Origin of the sequence: Micromonospora sp. KLBMP9576, from assembly GCF_050941805.1 — a bacterium.
Lineage (GTDB): Bacteria > Actinomycetota > Actinomycetes > Mycobacteriales > Micromonosporaceae > Micromonospora.
The window spans coordinates 1,175,363-1,192,702 of record NZ_CP194567.1; the positions used below are offsets into that span (position 1 = coordinate 1,175,363).

General features: G+C 74.5%; 19 protein-coding genes. 12 read left to right on the top strand and 7 right to left on the bottom strand.

All coding sequences use genetic code 11. The annotated features are described in order from the left end of the window. Positions 1–1,233 carry a serine hydrolase domain-containing protein gene (locus ACQ452_RS05525; protein WP_433390495.1) on the bottom strand — a complete coding sequence of 411 codons (1,233 nt, stop codon included), beginning with the start codon at positions 1,231–1,233 and terminating at the stop codon, positions 1–3. Positions 1,234–1,300: 67 nt separating this feature from the next. On the opposite strand from ACQ452_RS05525, the gene ACQ452_RS05530 reads away from it, so the two are divergent. From ACQ452_RS05530 to ACQ452_RS05540, 3 genes are all read left to right on the top strand, one after another. Beyond that, positions 1,301–1,894, top strand: a complete 594-nt coding sequence (locus ACQ452_RS05530; protein WP_433390497.1) for a pentapeptide repeat-containing protein — start codon at positions 1,301–1,303, stop codon at positions 1,892–1,894. Positions 1,895–2,016: 122 nt separating this feature from the next. Next, complete coding sequence (locus tag ACQ452_RS05535; protein ID WP_433390500.1) at positions 2,017–2,454, top strand: nitroreductase family deazaflavin-dependent oxidoreductase; 438 nt, start codon at positions 2,017–2,019, stop codon at positions 2,452–2,454. Positions 2,455–2,612: 158 nt separating this feature from the next. Beyond that, positions 2,613–2,927 (top strand): hypothetical protein, encoded by a 315-nt coding sequence (locus tag ACQ452_RS05540; RefSeq protein ID WP_433390501.1) that lies wholly within the window; start codon positions 2,613–2,615, stop codon positions 2,925–2,927. Positions 2,928–2,965: 38 nt separating this feature from the next. On the opposite strand, the gene dacB is transcribed toward ACQ452_RS05540, so the two are convergent. After that, on the bottom strand, positions 2,966–4,549 hold the full coding sequence (gene dacB / locus ACQ452_RS05545) for a D-alanyl-D-alanine carboxypeptidase/D-alanyl-D-alanine endopeptidase (protein ID WP_433390503.1): 1,584 nt from the start codon (positions 4,547–4,549) through the stop codon (positions 2,966–2,968). 144 nt (positions 4,550–4,693) lie between these two features. Here dacB and ACQ452_RS05550 point away from each other — a divergent pair, with 144 nt between their 5' ends. Together ACQ452_RS05550 and ACQ452_RS05555 are read left to right on the top strand one after the other, a co-directional pair. Further along, on the top strand, positions 4,694–5,758 hold the full coding sequence (locus ACQ452_RS05550) for an NAD(P)-binding domain-containing protein (RefSeq protein ID WP_433390505.1): 1,065 nt from the start codon (positions 4,694–4,696) through the stop codon (positions 5,756–5,758). A gap of 182 nt (positions 5,759–5,940) precedes the next feature. After that, positions 5,941–6,222, top strand: a complete 282-nt coding sequence (locus ACQ452_RS05555) for an adhesin (protein WP_433390506.1) — start codon at positions 5,941–5,943, stop codon at positions 6,220–6,222. A gap of 118 nt (positions 6,223–6,340) precedes the next feature. On the opposite strand, the gene ACQ452_RS05560 is transcribed toward ACQ452_RS05555, so the two are convergent. Continuing rightward, the gene (locus ACQ452_RS05560) at positions 6,341–6,871 is read right to left on the bottom strand and encodes a PepSY domain-containing protein (RefSeq protein ID WP_433390508.1); all 531 of its coding nucleotides are present in this window, start codon (positions 6,869–6,871) and stop codon (positions 6,341–6,343) included. A 226-nt stretch (positions 6,872–7,097) separates the two neighbouring features. Here ACQ452_RS05560 and ACQ452_RS05565 point away from each other — a divergent pair, with 226 nt between their 5' ends. Then, positions 7,098–7,718 (top strand): MBL fold metallo-hydrolase, encoded by a 621-nt coding sequence (locus tag ACQ452_RS05565; RefSeq protein ID WP_433390511.1) that lies wholly within the window; start codon positions 7,098–7,100, stop codon positions 7,716–7,718. 40 nt (positions 7,719–7,758) lie between these two features. Here the strand turns inward: ACQ452_RS05565 and ACQ452_RS05570 are convergent, their stop codons facing one another. Then, complete coding sequence (locus ACQ452_RS05570; RefSeq protein ID WP_433390514.1) at positions 7,759–9,033, bottom strand: ATP-binding protein; 1,275 nt, start codon at positions 9,031–9,033, stop codon at positions 7,759–7,761. Further along, a complete protein-coding gene (locus ACQ452_RS05575) occupies positions 9,030–9,722 on the bottom strand; it encodes a response regulator transcription factor (RefSeq protein WP_433390516.1) in 693 nt (230 codons plus the stop codon). The genes ACQ452_RS05570 and ACQ452_RS05575 overlap by 4 nt, the downstream gene beginning before the upstream one ends. A gap of 102 nt (positions 9,723–9,824) precedes the next feature. On the opposite strand from ACQ452_RS05575, the gene ACQ452_RS05580 reads away from it, so the two are divergent. From ACQ452_RS05580 to ACQ452_RS05590, 3 genes are all read left to right on the top strand, one after another. Continuing rightward, the gene (locus tag ACQ452_RS05580; protein ID WP_433390519.1) at positions 9,825–10,274 is read left to right on the top strand and encodes a septum formation initiator; all 450 of its coding nucleotides are present in this window, start codon (positions 9,825–9,827) and stop codon (positions 10,272–10,274) included. Positions 10,275–10,527: 253 nt separating this feature from the next. Further along, the gene (locus tag ACQ452_RS05585) at positions 10,528–10,920 is read left to right on the top strand and encodes a cupin domain-containing protein (protein ID WP_433390521.1); all 393 of its coding nucleotides are present in this window, start codon (positions 10,528–10,530) and stop codon (positions 10,918–10,920) included. A 55-nt stretch (positions 10,921–10,975) separates the two neighbouring features. After that, the gene (locus tag ACQ452_RS05590; protein WP_433390523.1) at positions 10,976–12,772 is read left to right on the top strand and encodes a glycoside hydrolase family 15 protein; all 1,797 of its coding nucleotides are present in this window, start codon (positions 10,976–10,978) and stop codon (positions 12,770–12,772) included. Between the two features lie 13 nt (positions 12,773–12,785). Here ACQ452_RS05590 and ACQ452_RS05595 read toward each other — a convergent pair whose 3' ends face one another. Next, positions 12,786–13,988, bottom strand: coding sequence for a threonine synthase (locus tag ACQ452_RS05595; RefSeq protein WP_433390526.1), 1,203 nt, complete (start codon positions 13,986–13,988; stop codon positions 12,786–12,788). A 16-nt stretch (positions 13,989–14,004) separates the two neighbouring features. Further along, the gene (locus tag ACQ452_RS05600) at positions 14,005–15,066 is read right to left on the bottom strand and encodes a DNA polymerase ligase N-terminal domain-containing protein (protein WP_433390529.1); all 1,062 of its coding nucleotides are present in this window, start codon (positions 15,064–15,066) and stop codon (positions 14,005–14,007) included. Between the two features lie 92 nt (positions 15,067–15,158). On the opposite strand from ACQ452_RS05600, the gene ACQ452_RS05605 reads away from it, so the two are divergent. The 3 genes from ACQ452_RS05605 to ACQ452_RS05615 all read left to right on the top strand — a co-directional run bounded on the left by ACQ452_RS05605 (position 15,159) and on the right by ACQ452_RS05615 (position 17,258). Next, positions 15,159–15,944, top strand: a complete 786-nt coding sequence (locus ACQ452_RS05605; protein WP_433390531.1) for an aldo/keto reductase — start codon at positions 15,159–15,161, stop codon at positions 15,942–15,944. A 184-nt stretch (positions 15,945–16,128) separates the two neighbouring features. Beyond that, positions 16,129–16,293 (top strand): hypothetical protein, encoded by a 165-nt coding sequence (locus ACQ452_RS05610; protein WP_433390534.1) that lies wholly within the window; start codon positions 16,129–16,131, stop codon positions 16,291–16,293. Next, a complete protein-coding gene (locus ACQ452_RS05615; RefSeq protein ID WP_433390535.1) occupies positions 16,293–17,258 on the top strand; it encodes an N-acetylmuramoyl-L-alanine amidase in 966 nt (321 codons plus the stop codon). Before ACQ452_RS05610 ends, ACQ452_RS05615 begins: the two co-directional genes overlap by 1 nt. The last annotated feature ends 82 nt before the right edge of the window (positions 17,259–17,340 follow it).

A 17,340-nucleotide genomic window follows, 5' to 3' on the forward strand; every position in this document is an offset into this window, starting at 1 on the left:
TCAGTCGAGCAGGGCCGAATAGACGAGCTGGCGTAGCCGCGGCCGGATCGGGTGGGTGCTCGACGGCATGAGCTGGGTGAAGAACAGGGCCGTGACCTCCTCCGCCGGGTCGACCCAGAACGTCGTGCTCGCCACACCGCCCCAGTAATATTCGCCCACGCTGCTCGGCACCCGGCTCGGCACGGGGTCGTCGACCACGGCGAAGCCGAGGCCGAAGCCGATCCCGTCGAGGGTGGTCTCGGCGAAGCCGCCCGTGGAGAGCGCGCCCAGGTCCCGCCCGCCGGGCAGGTGGTTGCGGGTCATGAAGCGCACCGTGCGCGGCCCCAGCAGGCGTACCCCGTCCAGCTCGCCGCCGCGCAGCAGCAGCTGGGTGAAGCGGTGGTAGTCGGCCGCGCTGGAGATCAGGCCGGCGCCGCCGGAGAGCAGCACGGGCTTGTCGTAGGCGAGGGCGCCCAGCCTGTCGTAGCGCACCGCGCGGCCGGTGCGTGGGTCCGGCGCGTAGAGGGCGGCGAGCCGGTCGGCGGCGTCGCCCTTGGCCCACCAGTGCGTGTCGGTCATGCCCAGGGGGCGGAAGATCCGTTCGGCGAGGAAGGTGTCGAGGCTCTGCCCGGAGACCACCTCGACCAGCCGGCCGAGCACGTCGGTGGCGACGGAGTAGCCCCACGCGGTGCCGGGCTGGAACAGCAGGGGCAGCTCGCCGAAGGCCTGGCAGGCCGTCGCCAGGTCGACGTCAGCCGGCGGGTACAGGTCGTAGCCGGCGGCCCGGTAGATGCCGTCGACCACCGAGGTCTGCATGAAGCCGTACGTCAGGCCGGCGGTGTGGGTGAGCAGGTGCCAGACCCGGATCGGTTCGACCGCCGGCACCGTGAGCGGCTTGACGGCCGAGCCCCTGGCGTAGACGCGCAGGTCGGCGAACTCGGGCAGCCACCGGCTGATCTCGTCGGTCAGCTCCAGGCGGCCCTCCTCCCACAGCATCATGGCGGCGACGGAGGTGACCGGCTTGGTCATCGAGTAGATGCGCCAGAGTGTGTCCGCCTCGACGGGCGCACCCGCCTCGGCGTCGCGCAGCCCGTAGGTCGACGAGTGGGCGATCTCCCCGCGGCGGGTGACCAGCACCTGCCAGCCGGCGAGCCGGCCGTCGTCGACGTACCTGCCGAAGTGCTCGTCGATGCGCGCCAGGCGCGTCGGGTCGAAGCCGATCTGGTCCGGGTCGATGCTGCGTGCCACGCTCACGTCGCCGAAACTACTAGCCGGTACGCCCCATCGGAAGGGCCGGTGCCGCCGCCGGTAACCTGGGGGAATGCCCGAACTGACCGAGGACGAGACGTTCCGCGACGAGGACTGGTACGGCGAGGAACTGGTCGATCGCCATTTCGTGCGCTGCGAGTTCTTCGACGTCGACCTGTCCGAGGCGGTCAGCCGCGGCGCGGTCTTCGACGGCTGCACCTTCGGCAACGTGCGGTTCAACGCCTCCCGGCACACCGACTCGGCCTTCACCCGCTGCACCTTCCAGCGGTGCAATCTCTTCCAGGCGGAGTTCACCGGCTGCAAGCTCGTCGGCAGCACCTTCACCCGGTGCGACCTGCGGCCGCTGACGGTCTCCGGCGGCGACTGGTCGTTCGTCGCGCTGCCCGGCGCCGACCTGCGTGGGGTCCGCCTCACCGACGTGCGGATGCGCGAGGCGGACCTGACCGGGGCCAACCTGACCGGGGCCACGGTCACCGGCGTCGACCTCTCGGGCGCGCAACTGCTGCGCTCCCGGCTCTCCGGGGCCGACCTGCGCGGCAGCGACCTGAGCGCGCTCGACCCGACGGCCGTGGAGCGGGCCGGGGCGATCGTCGACGCCGCCCAGGCCATGGCGATCGCGCACGCGCTCGGCTTCGAGATCCGCTGAGCGGCCCCCACACCTACCTGTCGGCACGACGGACCCCGGGCGGCGTCGTTCGCGCGGCGCCCTGCGGCGCCCGGGAGTAGCGTGGGCGGAATGACCGGATGTGCGAGCGAACGGGAGGGCCGATGACGTCGAGCGAGCAGGTGCTGGACAGCCCGCAGGGCTGGGTGGCGGACCACATCCGGCGGTACGTCGAGACCGACGGCGCCGAGGGGCACGAGTGGCAGCCCGGGGTCCACACCCTGTTGCTGACGACCCGGGGCCGGCGCAGCGGGAAGCTGCGGCGCACCGCGCTCATCTACGGCCGCGACGGTGACGCGTACCTGGTCGTCGCCTCGCAGGGCGGTGACCCGAAGCATCCGGCCTGGTATCTCAACCTGCTCGACGAGCCGCTTGTCGAGGTGCAGGTGGGCGCCGAGCGGTTCACCGCGCGGGCGCGTACCGCGACGCCGCAGGAGAAGCCACGCATGTGGTCCACGATGGCCGCCGTCTGGCCGGCGTACGACGAGTACCAGGCGAAGACCGACCGCGACATCCCCGTCGTGGTGCTCGACCGCGTCTGAGCGAGGGGCTCGCCGTCGATCACCGTTCCGGGCGATCGGCGGCGGCCCGGCTGAGCGGCGACTCGGCCCGTCGGGACAGTTTGTCCGTCGTGCCGCGTCCCGGCTGTCGTAACTTTCTGCTTGTCCGCGTCCGACCATCCCTTGTGGAGGCTTGACCGATGAGCAGCACCGCCGCCCGCACCGTCCGCCCGGCCGCCCCCCGGGGCCCCGGGGAGGTGCTCCGGGAGATCCCGCTGCCGCCGTACGTCACCGTCGAGGACGCCCAGTTCGCCGTGCGGGCGATCGTGGTGCACGCGCCGAGGGCCTGGTCCGGCGGTGCGGTCTGCCGCAACGACGCCAGCCCGCACCCGTGCCGGCTGCACCGCTGGGGCACCCGGGTGCTGGCGCAACGCGGCCTGCGTCCGGCCGAGATCGCCGCGCTGATCGAGCGCGGCGACCCGGCCGCCGTGCCCCTGTACCGTCCCGGCGCCTGAGTGCCGGCGGGGCCCTCGCACCGGGCCCCGCCGACCCGTCAACAGGCGTTCGGCTTCACCCAGGCGCACTCCAGCCCCTCCGGGACCCGGGGGGCGTCGGGCGCCGCCGGGGGCGCGACCCGCGCGCCGGTCGCGCTCTTCTCGCTGTACGCGGCCAGCGCGATCGCGATCTGGTCCTCGATCGTCTTCACCGACGAGGCCAGATAGTTGTTGAGCAGGATCGAGAACGCCAGCACCCGGCCATCGGCGTCGGTGACGTAGCCGGAGAGGCCGGAGACCCCCGTCAGGCTGCCGGTCTTGGCGTGCACGTTGCCCGCGGCCGGGGTGCCCACCATCCGGCTGCGCAGCGTCCCGCCGACGAACCGGTCCGCCGCACCCGCGATCGGCAGGGCCGCGTACCAGGTGTCGAACCATGGCTCGGCGCGCACGGCGACGAGCAGGTCCACGAACTCGTCGGCCGGGATCAGGTTGCGCCGGGAGAGCCCGGAGCCGTCGCGCTGGCGCAGCGTGCCGGTGTCCATCCCGGCGTCGGCGACGTACTCGCTGATCGCGGCCAGCCCGGCCGGCCAGGTCCCGGCGCCGGAGAGCACCCGCCCGATCTCCTTGGTGAGCACCTCGGCGTGCCCGTTGTTGGACAGCTTGAGGAAGGGCACCATCAGTTCGGCGAGGGGCATCGAGCGGTGCCGCGCCACCTCGGCCGCGGCCTCGGGAGTGGCCTGGCCGAGCACCGTGCGGCCGAGCACCCGTACGCCGTGCCGGCGCAGCGCGGAGCGGAACACGTCGGCGGCGTAGCCGGTGGGCTCCCAGACGCTGACCCAGTCGCTCGTGGCGGCGGCGCCGCGGGCGATCTGCCCGGTGACCACGATCGTGTTGCCGCCGTGGACGCGCTCGAAGGAGATGGACGTCTCCCCGCCGGCGACCGTCTCGGCGCGATTGTCGATCTTCAGGTAGCCGGTGGCGGGGGTGGTGGTGACGACCGGCCGCGCGCCGGCCGACGCGCCGGGGGCGGCGTGGACGATGACGGTGCCCGCGTCGTAGTCGGAGTCCGGCGCGACGGTCAGGGCGGAGACCTGCGCGGCGTAGTAGTAGGGCTCGTCGTCCCAGGTCCAGTCCGGGCCGAGGCGGGTGTTGTCGTAGCGGGTGTCGTCGGCCACCAGGTTGCCGGTGACCACCCGGATGCCCGCGGCGGCGACCCGCGCGGCCAGCGCGTCGTAGTCGGCCGCCAGCATGGTCGGGTCGCCGCCGCCACGCAGGTGCAGGCTGCCCGAGAGCAGGCCCGCGCGGCGGTTGCCGCTGGCGCGTACCTCGGTGCTGAAGCGGTGGCCCGGCCCGAGCAGTTCCAGCGCCGCCGCCGAGGTCAGCAGCTTGGTGTTGGAGGCGGGCATCAGGCGGCGGTCGCCGTTGCGGTGGTAGACGGCCTCCCCGGTGGTCGCGTCCCTGACCACCACCGAGGCCTGCCCCCCGGCCAGCCGGCTGTCGGCGAGGAGCGCGTCGATGGTGGCGTTCAGCCGGGTCGCCGCGGGGGTCGGCGATTCGGCGGTGGCGGTGGGCGCGCCCGCGGTGGCCGCGGCGGCGACAAGCGCCAGCAGGGCGAGCGTCCGGGGAAAGAGGCGACGGTGCATGCGCTGATGCTGCCATGCAGATATCTGCCAGAAAAGAGCGTCGATGGAAAGAAATCTCCGTCCGGCCACTCCGGCCGGGCGGCTGTGAGCGACGAGACGCTCCCCGGCGGGCAGTCCGGCCGGCCCGCCGGTGTTGCACCCGACATGGCTGAGCGCTCCGTCGACGTGCTGGTGATCGGTGCCGGACAGGCCGGCCTCGCCGCCGGTCACCACCTGGGTCGCGTCGGGTTCACCCCCGGCGACGACTTCGTGGTCCTCGACGGGGGAGTCGGGCCGGGCGGGGCGTGGCGGCACCGCTGGCCCACGCTGCGGCTCGACCGGGTGCACGGCTTCCACGCCCTGCCCGGCCTGCCCTTCCCGGAGGCGGGGCCCGACCGGCCGGCCGCCGAGGTGGTCAGCGCCTACTTCGCCGCGTACGAGCGGATGTTCGACCTGCCGGTGCGGCGTCCCGTGCGGGTCCGGGAGGTGCGCGACCGGCCCGACGGCCGGTTGACCGTGCAGACCGACCAGGGTTCCTGGGCCACCCGCGCCCTGATCAACGCCACCGGCACCTGGACCCGGCCGTTCTGGCCGCACTACCCAGGTCGGGCCACCTTCCGGGGCCGGCAGTGGCACACGGCGGACTACCGGGGACCGGCGCGGTTCGCCGGCCGGCGGGTCGTGGTGGTGGGCGGCGGGACGTCGGCCGTCCAACTGCTCGCGGAGGTCTCGGCCGTCGCGGCCGGTACCACCTGGGTGACCCGGCGGCCGCCCGACTTCCGGGACGAGGAGTTCACCCCCGAGCGGGGGCGCGCGGCGGTGGCCCTCGTCGACGCGGCGGTACGCGCGGGCCGGCCGCCGGCGAGCGTGGTCGGCGTGACGGGATTGCCGCTCACGCCGGAACTGCGCGAGCGCGGCGTGCTGGACCGGCTACCCGTGTTCGACCGGATCACGCCCGACGGGGTGGCCTGGGACGACGGGCGGTTCGTGGCGGCGGACGCGATCCTCTGGTGCACCGGTTTCCGGCCGGCGCTGGAGCACCTCGCGCCGCTGCGGCTGCGCGCCCCGGGCGGCGGTATCACGATGGACGGCACCCGGGTCGTGGCCGACGAGCGGGTTCACCTGATCGGGTACGGCCCGTCGGCGAGCACGATCGGCGCCAACCGGGCGGGTCGCGCGGCGGTACGCGACATCCGGGCCCGACTCGCCCCGAGCACCGCGACCCACTGACGTCGCCCTATTTGACGGATCCCCGGGCAGGGGGCAACGTAGGTCGTGCAGGGGCCCTGAGCTGCCCCTGAGCGCGGCGGCGACGTGCGTGCCGCCCATCGCGTCGCCTCCCGGGCGCGCTCGTCCGCGGGCCGGTGTCCGGTCCCGCACCGCGAATCCGAGAACCCACGAGGAGTTCCGCCATGCTCACCATGACCGACAACGCCGTGCTGGTCATCCGAGACCTCGCCAACCAGCAGGACGTCGCCGAGGACGGCGGAGTGCGCATCGCCGCTGACACCGACGCGGGCGCGCTCGCCGTCGAACTGGTCGCCGAGCCGCTCGACGGCGACCAGGTGGTCGACAACCAGGGCGCCCGCATCTTCCTGGACCCCGACGCCGCCGAGCTGCTCGGTGACGCGTCGGTGGACGCGAGCGTCGACGACGAGGGCGTCGTGCAGTTCGGGTTCACCGAGAAGCCGTGACGGCCGGGGCGCCGGCTGACCGCCGTCGCCCCGACCACCCGGTGCCCCGCCGCAACGGCGGGGCACCGGGTGGCGGCGCCGCCGCCCACGGGGGCCGGGTGGCGGCACGGGGACGGAATCAGTCGTCGTCGCCGTCGTCGTCGTCATCATCGTCGTCGTTCCGGTCGTCGTCGTCGTCATCGTCGTCGTCGACCGGCTCCTGCTCGGCCTTGACCACGCTGCCGTCGCCCCGGTCGACGTCGACCTCGTGCTCGGTCTGCCCGGCCACGATCTCGACGCTCCACACCGCCCGACCGTCCTCGTCCTCGCGCTCGACCTCGACGACGTCCCCGCCGCCGGCCTTGGCCAGCGCGATCTCGCGGGCGCGCTGCTCGGTCACGGCGTCGCCGCCGGTGGCCGGCGCGCCGCTACCCGACGGGGTGCCGGGCGCGCCGGTGGTGGCGCCGGTGGTCGGCGTGCCGCTGCCCGCCGGGGTGCCGGGTGCGGTGCCGCCCGGCGTGGCGGGGGCGCTCGGGGCCGTGGTGGCGGCGGCCAGGGTGGTGGCCTGGGGCGGGCTGCCGTCGGCGGCCGCGACACCGAGGGCCAGGCCGGTCGCCGCGAGCACGGCCACGCCGCTGACCGACGCCAGGAGCAGGGAGTTGCGCTTCATCTCGGTACACCTTTCCTCGTTTCCTGACACCGAGGATCGCCCGTGCCCCGATAGCGCCGCGCTGCCTCGACGCTAAGCCCGGGTTAAGGCCTCCGGCACGCGGATCCACCCGCCGCGGCCAGAGCACCACAGCCACCGGCCCGCCGGGGCACGATCCACCGTGGACTTTCGGCTCTTGGTGAACGCGGGGTGCCGCGAGGCGGCACCGGGTGGCACCGTGGCGGCCATGAAGATCACCAAGTTCGGTCACGCCTGCGTACGGCTGGAGAAGGACGGCCGGGCGATCGTCATCGACCCGGGCGTCATGACCCCCGAGCCGGACGTGCTGACGGGGGCCGAGGCGATCCTCGTCACGCACGAACACTTCGACCACTTCGATCCCGGGCGCCTGCGTGGCGCCGAGTCGGTCGTCCACACCTGTGCCGGGGTCGCCCGGCACCTGGCCGACTTCGGCGGGCGGGTGCATGTGGTCCGCGACGGCGAGAGCTTCTCCGCGGCGGGCTTCGAGGTGACGGTGGTCGGCGAGAAACACCACCTCAGCCACCCGGATGTGCCGCCCGTCGACAACGTCGGGTTCCTGATCGACGCGGAGGTCCTCCACCCGGGCGACGCGTTGACCGTGGTCGACGCGCCGACGCTGCTGCTACCCGGCCAGGCGCCGTGGCTGACGGTGCCCGACATGATCGGCTACCTGCGCCGGATGGCACCACGCCGTGCGTACGCCATCCACGACGGGTTGCTCAACGAGTGGGGCCTGAAGGTGCTGGACGATGTCCTGGCCATGGAGGCCACGCGGGCGGGCGCCGACATCCGGCGGCTGCGCCCCGGCGAGAGCGTCACGCTGTAGACGTCCCGGCCGGCACAGCCGCCGGCCCGCCCGCTGCCGGTCAGGGAGCTGGTGGGGCGAGTTCGAGGCGCACCTCGGCGCCGCCGGACGGGGCGGTACGCAGTTCGAGCCGGCCGCCCGAGGCATGGACGGCGCGGCGGGCGATGTCCAGGCCCAGGCCGGTCGAGCCGGCGGTGCTGGTGCCGCGGTCGATCGTGCCCGGCGGCAGCCCCGGCCCCTCGTCCGCCACGGTCAGCGCCGCCCCGCCCGCCTGCGCCGCCAGCCGGACGGCGAACGCCGTGCCGTCCGGGGTGTGCGCGAAGACGTTGCCGAGCAGGGCGTCCACCGCCGCCGCCAACTCGTCGGCGGGCACACCCACCGGCAGCGGCCCCGCCGCCAGGTCGAGCGTCACGGCCCGACCGGTGTCCTCGGCCAGCACCGACCAGAACGCCACCCGCTCGGCCACCACCGCCGCCGCGTCGGCGCTGGCCGTGCCGGCCGTCGGCACCCGCCAGCGGGCCTGTCGGATCAGGCCGGTCACCGCCCGCTCCAGCCCGTCCACGGCCGTGCCCACCCGCGCCGCGTCGTGCGGGTCCCGCAGCGACTCGGCCTCCAACCGCAGCGCGGTCAGCGGGGTGCGCAGACGGTGCGACAGGTCGGCGACCTCCTCCCGTTCCTGCACCAGCAGCACCTGGATGCGCCCGGCCAGATGGTTGAGGGCGCCCGCCACCTCACGCAGCTCCGCCGGCCCGGCGGGGGTGACCCGCGCGTCCAGTTCCGCCTTCGCCAACCGGTGCGACACCGCGGAGAGTTCACCGATCGGCCGGACCAGGGTGCGGGCCAACCGGTCGGCGACGGCCAGCCCGATCAGCACCAGCAACACGCCCAGCAGGGCCAGGACCAGCCAGGACCGGGTCACCCCGGCGGTCAGCTCGGCGGGCGGGACCACCGTGCGGATCACGCCGGTGCCGTCCGGCCGGCCCTGCACCGCGATCACCACCTCCCGGCCTCGCCCGGACTCGGCGGTGAGGCTCTGCCCCCGCGCGGCCAGCGCCACCGCGGCCGTACGCGGGGCCGGGGCGCCGAGCACCGTGCCGTCGGGCAGGAACACCGAGACCGGCCGCTGGGACTCCGCGGCCAGCTGCTCGACGGTCAGCCGGATCGTCGCGGGGTCGGCGGTGCCGACGACGGTGACGAGGCTCTGCGCGTCGGCCGTGGCGCGCACGGTGGCCCGGTCCGCCGCGACGGTACGCACGAGCAGCGCCAGCGGGACCAGGAAGGCGACCAGGGTGAGCACGCTGACCGCGGCGACCAGCAGCGCCAGCCGCGCCCTCACCCGACGCTCCCGGGCGCCTCGAGCCGGACCCCGACGCCCCGCACCGTGTGCAGGTAGCGGGGCGCCTGGGCGCTCTCGCCGAGCTTGCGCCGCAGCCAGGACAGGTGCACGTCGACGGTCTTGTCGGCGCCGCCGTACGGGACCCGCCACACCTCGGCGAGCAGCTCCCGCTTGGTGACGACCTGACCGGGGCGGGCCGCGAGGTGGTGCAGCAGGTCGAACTCGCGCGGGGTCAGCTCGACGGGCTCGCCGTCCAGGGTGACCTGCCGGGAGCGGGGGTCGACCCGCAGACCGGCCACCACGAGTGCCGGGTCGTCCGGGGTGCCACCCGTTCCGCGCCGGAGCACCGCCCGGATCCGCGCGTCGAGCTGCGCGGCCGTGAACGGCTTCACCACATAGTCGTCGGCCCCGGCGTCGAGCGCCCGGACGATCTCGGTCTCGTCGTCGCGGGCGGTGGCGACGATGACCGGCACGGCGCTGACCGCCCGGAGCATCCGCAGCAGCTCCCGACCGTCCAGGTCGGGCAGCCCCAGGTCCAGCACCACCAGGTCGGGCCGGTCGTCGAGCGCGTCGCGCAGGCCGGTCATGGCCGTCGAGGCGGCACCGACGGCGTGCCCCCGGTCGCGCAGCGCCCGCAGCAGCGGCGTACGGATCGTCAGGTCGTCCTCGATGAGCAGCAGGCGGGCCACAGGTGGCAGGCTAGCCGGCCCGGGACCGGCCCACCCGGGCCTTAACCCTCCCTTAGCCCCGTGGCGGGCTCGGCCCAACCTTCGATCGGGGACACTCGGGGAATGCGCCACCGTTCGTTCCTCGCCGTCGCCGGTTGGCTGGCGACCGCCACCGTCGCCACCCTGATCGGCGTGGCCGCGATCCAGTGGGTGGGGGAGAGCATCGCCGGCACGCCGGGCGGGGTGCTCACCCGGGAAGAGGTCGAGCGCGCCCTCGCCTCGCCCGCGCCGGCCGCCCCGGGGACCGGGGGGCCGCCCTTGCCGGGGGCCACCGGCCCGGTCCCGACGGGCGTGCGTCGGGCCTTCGCCACGACGGGGGGCAGCGCGGTGGCCGAGTGCGAACCCGGCGGGGTGCGGCTGGTCTCCTGGACGCCGGCCCCGGGCTACCGGGTGTCGGACGTGGAGCGGGGGCCGGACGACGACGTCGAGGTCGCCTTCGCCGGGCCGGCCGGGGAGTTCGAGCTGAAGCTTCGCTGCGTGGGCTCGGAGCCGGTGACGGCCGACGACGACTGAGCGGTCGGGACGCGGGCACGAGCGCGCGGCGCCGTCCGGATCCGGTGGATCGGAACGTCGCCGCGCTCTGGCCGTCTCCCACCGCCGCAGCCGTACGGCCGTACGTCAGCGGGGACCTGGCTCGACCGACCACCGTGCGCCGGCTGCCCACTCGATCCCCGTTCGGCGCGGGCCCAAACCCTCGACACGTGGCGAATTCCACCATCTGCGAGTCCCTGCGTGGTGTGGGTCCACAGCGGGTATGACCGTCGGCATGGAGCATTTCACTATCGCGACCGTTGCCGAGAAGAGCCCGGACTTCCGGCGGGTGCTGTGGACGGGCGAGCACACCCAGCTGGTGATCATGACGATTCCGCCGGGTGGTGAGATCGGGGAGGAGGTCCACGAGGGCATCGACCAGATCCTGACCTTCGTCAGCGGCACCGGCGAGGCGCGGGTGGCGGGGGAGAAGCGCGAGGTGGCGCAGGGCGACCTGGTGGTGGTGCCCTCCGGCACGAAGCACAACTTCGTCAACACCGGCCCCAACCCGCTGGTGCTCTACACCGTCTACGGCCCGCCGGAGCACGCCGACCAGGCGGTGCACCGCACCAAGGAGGAGGCCGACGCCGCGGAGGCCGCCGGCGACGACGAGCCGCCCACCTCCTGACCGCGCCGCGGTGACGGCGCCGCCTGACCCGGCCGCAACGGGGTACCCGCAGCGGGTGGACCAGCCGGCGATCTCCGACTACGGGTTCCTCTCCGACTGCCGATCGGGCGCCCTGGTCGGCCGGGACGGCTCCGTCGACTGGTGGTGCCCGGACCGGTTCGACTCCCCGTCGGTCTTCGGCCGCCTCCTCGATCCGGAGGCCGGCCACTGGCGGCTGGCGCCCGTCGCCGCCGGCCGCCCCGGGCACCGGGTGCAGCGGGCGTACGTGGCCGACACGCTGGTGCTGCGCACCGTGCACCACACGCCGCAGGGGAGCGTCGCGGTCACCGACGCGCTCGCCGCCGAGATCGGCGCCCGCGGGCACCAGCTGGGGATGAACTCCCCGGCGGTGCTGCTGCGGGTCGTCGAGGGACTGACCGGGCGGGTGCGGATGTCGTACGACTTCCGCCCCCGCCCGGAGTACGGCCTGCTCAGCCCGTACCTGCACGAACAGCCCGACGGTGGGGTGCTGGCCGCCGCCGGCCCGGTGGTGCTGGTGCTGCGTACCGGCGGGATCGGGGCGCACGTCGACTCGGACCGGGTCCGGCAGGACTTCGAGGTCACCGCCGGGCAGGTGCTCGGCTTCGACCTGGCGTACGGGCAGGCGTACGCGGCGGGACCGGTGCGGCTGGACCCGGTGGCCGCGCTCGCCGACACGGTGCGGGCCTGGCAGGCGTACCGGGAGTCGCACCACTACGACGGCCGCCACCCGGAGCAGGTGCGGCACAGCGCGACCGTGCTGACCGGTCTCACGTACGCCCGCAGCGGCGCGGTCGCCGCGGCCCTGACCACGTCGCTGCCGGAACGCATCGGTGGCGACCGCAACTACGACTACCGCTACGCGTGGCTGCGCGACTTCGCGATGACCCTGCGCGCCCTCTGGGTGGCGGCCTGCCCGTCCGAGGCGTCCCGCCTCTTCGCCTGGGCGGCCCGCTCGATCGGCCGGATCGGCCCCGAGCCCGTGCCGGTGCTCTTCGGCCTCCAGGGTGAGCGCGACGTCTCCGAGTACGAGTGCCGCCACCTCAGCGGCTATGCCGGCAGCCGCCCCGTGCGGGTCGGCAACGACGCCTGGCGGCAGCGCCAGCTCGACGTGCCGGGCGAGGTGATCTCGGCGGTCTGGCAGCTCCGCGAGTACCTGGGGGACGCGTTCGACACCGAACTGCGCGAGATGGTGCTCGGCCTGGCCGAGCAGGTGGCCGTCACCTGGCACCTGCCCGACCGGGGGATCTGGGAGACCCGGGACGCCGACCGGCACTACCTCACGTCGAAGGTGCTCTGCTGGGTCGCGCTGGACCGGGCGGTGTCGCTCGCGCCCCGGCTCGGCGACCGGGCCGACCCCCGGCGCTGGGCGGCGATCCGCGACGAGATCCGGGCCGCCGTGCTGCGCGAGGGCTGGAACGAGCGCACGGGCGCGTACGCCGGGGCGTTCGGCTCGCCGGACCTGGACGCCTCCGTGCTGCTGCTGCCGCTTGTGGGTTTCCTGCCGGCGACCGATCCGCGGATGCGCGCCACCATCGAGGCGGTCGAACGCGAGCTGGGGGCCGGGGACGGCCTCGTCCGCCGCTGGGGCACCGACCCGGCGGGCTTCCTGCCCTGCTCGTTCTGGCTGGTGGAGTGCCTGGCGATGGCCGGGGAGCGGGACCGGGCCGAGACGCTCTTCGCGCGGCTGCTCGGGCACGCCAACGACGTCGGCCTGTTCAGCGAGCAGATCGACCCGCGCACGGGCGCCCAGCTCGGCAACACCCCGCAGGCGTTGTCGCACATCGGCCTGGTCAGCGCCGCCTGGCGGCTGACCGACCCCACCACCGACTGAGCGGCGGCTTCCCCTAGCCCGGCAACGGGGCGAGGACCGGCACGTCGGCGACGTCGACAGTCTCCGGGTACTTCAGCCCGGCCCCGGTGTTGAGCACCACCACGCGTTCGCCGGCGCGGATCCAGCCGCCGGCGCGCAGGTGCCGGGCGGCGGTCAGGCAGGCGGCCCCCTCCGGGCAGAGCAGCAGCCCCTCGCGGGCGGCGAAGTCGCGCAGGTCGGCCAGGATCTCCGCGTCCTCGACGGCGACGGCGGTGCCGGCGCTGGCGCGCAGCGCGTCGAGGATCAGCTCGTCGCCGAGCGGGGCCGGCACCGTGATGCCGTACGCCACGGTGTGCGCGCCGACCCAGGGCAGCGCCCGCGGCTCACCGGCGGCGAAGGCGCGGACGATCGGCGCGCAGCCCGTCGACTGCACCGCGACCAGGCGCGGCAGCTTGTCCCCGATCCAGCCCAGCTCGCGCAGCTCGTGCAGCGCCTTCTGGATGCCGATCAGGCCGACGCCGCCGCCGGTGGGATAGACGATCACGTCGGGCGCCTGCCAGCCGAGCTGCTCGACGATCTCGTACCCCATCGTCTTCTTGCCCTCGAGCCGGTACGGCTCGCGCAGCGTGCCGGCGTCGAAGATCGCGCCGCCGGAGCCGGCGACCAGCTCCGTGACGTGCCGGCCGGCGTCGCTGATCAGGCCGTCGACCAGGCGCAGGTCGGCCCCGGCGGCCACGCACTCCCGCCGGCAGATGGCCGGGGCGTCCAGCGGCATGACGATTGTCGCGCCGAGCCCGGCCCGCGCCGCGTAGGTGGCCCAGGCCGCGCCCGCGTTGCCGTTGGTGGGCATGGCGATGCGCTGCACGCCCAGCTCGCGGGCCCGGCTGACGCCCACCGCCGCGCCGCGGGCCTTGAACGAGCCGGTCGGGGTCAGCCCCTCGTCCTTGACCATCAGGTCCGCGATGCCGATCTGCGCGCCGTAGGTCGGGGCGCGCAGCAGCGGCGTCCAGCCCTCGCCCAGCGTGGTCTCGTGCCGGGGGTCGGCCACCGGCAGCAACTCGCGGTAGCGCCACAGGTCGGCGGGGCGCAGCGGGAACCGTTCCGGGGTGAGCACCTTCGCCACCGCCGCCAGGTCGTAGCGGGCCAGCAGTGGGGAGCCGCAGTCGCAGAGGTTGGCCAGTCGGGCGGCGTCGTGCTCCCGCCCGCAGCGCGGGCACTCAAGGTGAGTCAGGTACACGTTGCTCCTCGCCGTCTCAGCTCGGGTCTCGGCCCGCGTCGATGCTCAGCCAGCGGCGGCTGCTGCGGCCCGGCTCGTAGACCGAGTCCAGCCGCTTGGCCACCACCCCGGGCAGCCCCTGCTCCCGCCCGGTGCGCAGCGCCTCCCGGCCGGCGCCCGGGAACCAGGGCGGAGTCTGCCAGTGCCCGCCGGCGAGCGCCAGGCCGTCGAGTAGTTCCCGGCGCTGCGCGTAGGGCAGGTCCGTGCTGGTCACGCCCTCCATCCAGAGCAGGTCGAAGATCAGGTACTGGACGTCGGGGCTGCGTCGCCCGCCGCGCGCCGGCCGCACCCGGCCGGCGCCGTCGATGCGGACCAGGACGCCGTCCAGCACCGCCTCCGTGGGTGCCAGCTCCTCGGCCATCTCCCGCAGCCGGGGGTACGCCCCGGAGATGTCCTCGTCGTCCTCGGCGAGCAGCCGCAGCCGCCCACCGGAGACGTACGCGACCGCGCGCACCCCGTCCCAGCGCAGCTCGTAGCCCCACTGGGCCTCGTCGCGCGGCAGCTTCGCGGCCGGGGTGGGGTGCATGGGGCGGACCAGCTCCGGCATGCCCGTCCAGCCCTCGGGCGGCGGATCGGTGCGGCGGACCATCCAGTCCCGCCCGCCCCTGCCGCCGGTGGCGAAGAGGACGTACCGCCCCGAGGTGCGTGCGCCGTCGAGCACCACGACCACCTCGTCGTCGCGCCACTTCTCGCAGCGGTAGGTGCCCCGGTCGTGGACCGTCATCCGCCCGCCGCCGTACTCGCCGGCCGGGATCTCGCCGTGGAAGTCGAGGTATTCCATCGGGTGGTCCTCGGTGTGCACGGCGAGGTGGTTGTGGCCGGTGTCGCGGGGCAGCCCGCGCGGCACCGCCCAGGAGGCCAGCACGCCCTCGTGCTCCAGCCGCAGGTCCCAGTGCAGGCTGCGGGCGTGGTGCTGCTGGATGACGAACCGGGCCGTGCCGTCGGTGGGCCGGCGCCGCCCGGATGGCCGCTTCGGCACGGGCTCCGGGGTGCGCGCGGCGTCGCGTTTGCGCCGGTACTCCTCCAGCGGATCAGCCACCCCCGCATTGTCCGGCAAACCGCGCCGGCCCGCCGGACGCCGGCTGGTCCGGCCCGGCGCATGTCGCAGCCCGGTGTGGGTAGATCGGTGGCATGGACCACGAACAGCCCACAGTCGTACTCCCCGGCGGGGACCGGATGCCGCTGCTCGGCTTCGGCACCTGGCAGGCCACGGGCCGGGCCGGGTACGACGCCGTGCTCACCGCGCTCGACGCCGGCTACCGGCACGTCGACACCGCCACCATGTACGGCAACGAGGAGGAGTGCGGTCGGGCGCTGCGGGACAGCGGGCTGCGCCGCGAGGACGTCTTCGTGACCACCAAGCTCCCACCCGAGCGGGTCGGGCGGGAACGGGCGACCATCGAGGAGAGCCTGGCCGCGCTCGGCGTCGACCGGGTCGATCTGTGGCTGGTGCACTGGCCGCCGGCGGACCCGGCGCAGAGCGTTCCGGTCTGGCGCGAGATGCTCGCCGCCCGGGACGCGGGGCTGGCCCGCGCGGTGGGGGTGAGCAACTACGCCACCGCGCAGATCGACGAGCTGATCCAGGCGACCGGGGAGCGCCCGGCGGTCAACCAGATCCGGTGGAGCCCCTCCCTGTACGACCGGCGCTCGCACGAGGAGCACCGGGACCGGGGCGTGGTGCTGGAGGGCTACAGCCCGTTCAAGAGCACCGACCTCGCCGATCCGGTGCTGGCCCGCATCGCCGCCGCGCACGACGTCTCCCCGGCCCAGGTGGTGCTGCGCTGGCACGTCGACCACGGGATCGTGGTCATCCCGAAGTCGGTGACCCCGGAGCGCATCCGCGCCAACGCCGACATCTTCGGCTTCTCGCTCACCGCCGAGGAACTGCGCGACATCGACGCCCTCGGCAGCCCCTGACCGACCCCTCCGGACCACCGGCCGGCGGCCGTCCCGCGCATCCGGGACGGCCGCCGTTGCCAAATTCCTTCAGCCCGAACAGGGGGCATGAAGGGTATCGACATAGACGCTCGTGACGATATACGGTGCGCGTCACAGTTCGTCGATGAGTCGGAACCCCTCCGCCCTTGTCTGAAGGAGCGCCATGAACGCGTCACGACCCGCCCGCCTGCCCCGACGCGGGGTGCTGGGCATGTCGGCCCTGGTGGCCACCGCGGTGGCCGTCGCCGCCAAGCCCGGCGCGGCCGCCGCCGCGCCGGTCGCCGAGCCGAAGGCCGAGTGCCTCGCCGACCTGCTCGGGGAGTCCTGATGGCCACCATTCCCTGGCTGGTGGACGTGTTGCGGGGCGCGGGCGTGCAGGTCGTCGTGGAGGGCGACTGGCTCAACCGGATGCGTGCCGGCTCGTTCGACCCGATCGGCGTGCTGTGGCACCACACCGCCGCCACCTCCAGCGCCAGCAACCCCCACCCGGCGCTGAACATCTGCATCAACGGCCGCTCCGACCTGCCCGGCCCGCTCTGCCAGGCGCTCGTCGACTACCACGGCGTCTTCCACGTCATCTCCGCCGGGCGCTGCAACCACGCGGGCGTCAGCCGGGGCAGCGGGCCGATCCCCGCCGGCGACGGCAACACCCTGATGATCGGTTGGGAGATCGACTACAACGGGGTCAACCAGGAGATGACGGCGGCGCAGTACAACGCGTCGATCGCCGCCACCGCCGCCGTGCTCAAGCGCCTCGGCCGGGACTCCAGCTATGCCCGGGGGCACCGCGAGACCAGCACCAGCGGCAAGATCGACCCGTCCTTCATCGACCTGAACACGATGCGCGCGGACGTCGCCGCGAAGATGGGCGGTGGCACGCCGACCTGGAGTTCGATCGTGGACAACTCCACCGCCGGCCGGTTCACCGCCAGCACCAACTGGGGCACCTCGACGTACTCGGCACAGCGCTACGGAGCCGACTACCGCTTCGCCGAGCCCACCGCCGCCAGCGACGCCGCCTGGTACAAGTTCAACGTCCCGGCGACGGCCAACTACCGGGTCGACGCCTGGTGGCCGGCCGTCAGCGGCTACAACTCCGCCACGCCGTACATCGTCTCCACCACGACCGGAAACCGCACGGTCATCGTCGACCAGCGGGCGACCGGCGGGCAGTGGCGCAGCCTCGGCACCTTCACCCTGCCGGCCGGGGACGCCAACCGGGTCGCGGTCAGCCGGTGGAGTTCCGCCGCCGGTCTGGTCGTCGCCGACGCCGTCCGGCTCACCCGGGTCTGACCGGCGCGGCGCGGATCTGACATCCGGCGGAGCCCCCGCGTGTCGCGGGGGCTCCGCCGGGCCGTCGCCCCTTCACGGCCAC

Bases quoted from the DNA above. Each gene is read 5' to 3' on its own strand.
- ACQ452_RS05550 (WP_433390505.1), top strand. From the start codon at position 4,694: ATGGCTGAGCGCTCCGTCGACGTGCTGGTGATCGGTGCCGGACAGGCC.
- ACQ452_RS05565 (WP_433390511.1), top strand. From the start codon at position 7,098: ATGAAGATCACCAAGTTCGGTCACGCCTGCGTACGGCTGGAGAAGGAC.
- ACQ452_RS05540 (WP_433390501.1), top strand. From the start codon at position 2,613: ATGAGCAGCACCGCCGCCCGCACCGTCCGCCCGGCCGCCCCCCGGGGC.
- ACQ452_RS05580 (WP_433390519.1), top strand. From the start codon at position 9,825: ATGCGCCACCGTTCGTTCCTCGCCGTCGCCGGTTGGCTGGCGACCGCC.
- ACQ452_RS05535 (WP_433390500.1), top strand. From the start codon at position 2,017: ATGACGTCGAGCGAGCAGGTGCTGGACAGCCCGCAGGGCTGGGTGGCG.
- dacB (WP_433390503.1), bottom strand. From the start codon at position 4,549: ATGCACCGTCGCCTCTTTCCCCGGACGCTCGCCCTGCTGGCGCTTGTC.
- ACQ452_RS05530 (WP_433390497.1), top strand. From the start codon at position 1,301: ATGCCCGAACTGACCGAGGACGAGACGTTCCGCGACGAGGACTGGTAC.
- ACQ452_RS05560 (WP_433390508.1), bottom strand. From the start codon at position 6,871: ATGAAGCGCAACTCCCTGCTCCTGGCGTCGGTCAGCGGCGTGGCCGTG.
- ACQ452_RS05610 (WP_433390534.1), top strand. From the start codon at position 16,129: ATGAACGCGTCACGACCCGCCCGCCTGCCCCGACGCGGGGTGCTGGGC.
- ACQ452_RS05605 (WP_433390531.1), top strand. From the start codon at position 15,159: ATGGACCACGAACAGCCCACAGTCGTACTCCCCGGCGGGGACCGGATG.
- ACQ452_RS05615 (WP_433390535.1), top strand. From the start codon at position 16,293: ATGGCCACCATTCCCTGGCTGGTGGACGTGTTGCGGGGCGCGGGCGTG.
- ACQ452_RS05555 (WP_433390506.1), top strand. From the start codon at position 5,941: ATGCTCACCATGACCGACAACGCCGTGCTGGTCATCCGAGACCTCGCC.
- ACQ452_RS05585 (WP_433390521.1), top strand. From the start codon at position 10,528: ATGGAGCATTTCACTATCGCGACCGTTGCCGAGAAGAGCCCGGACTTC.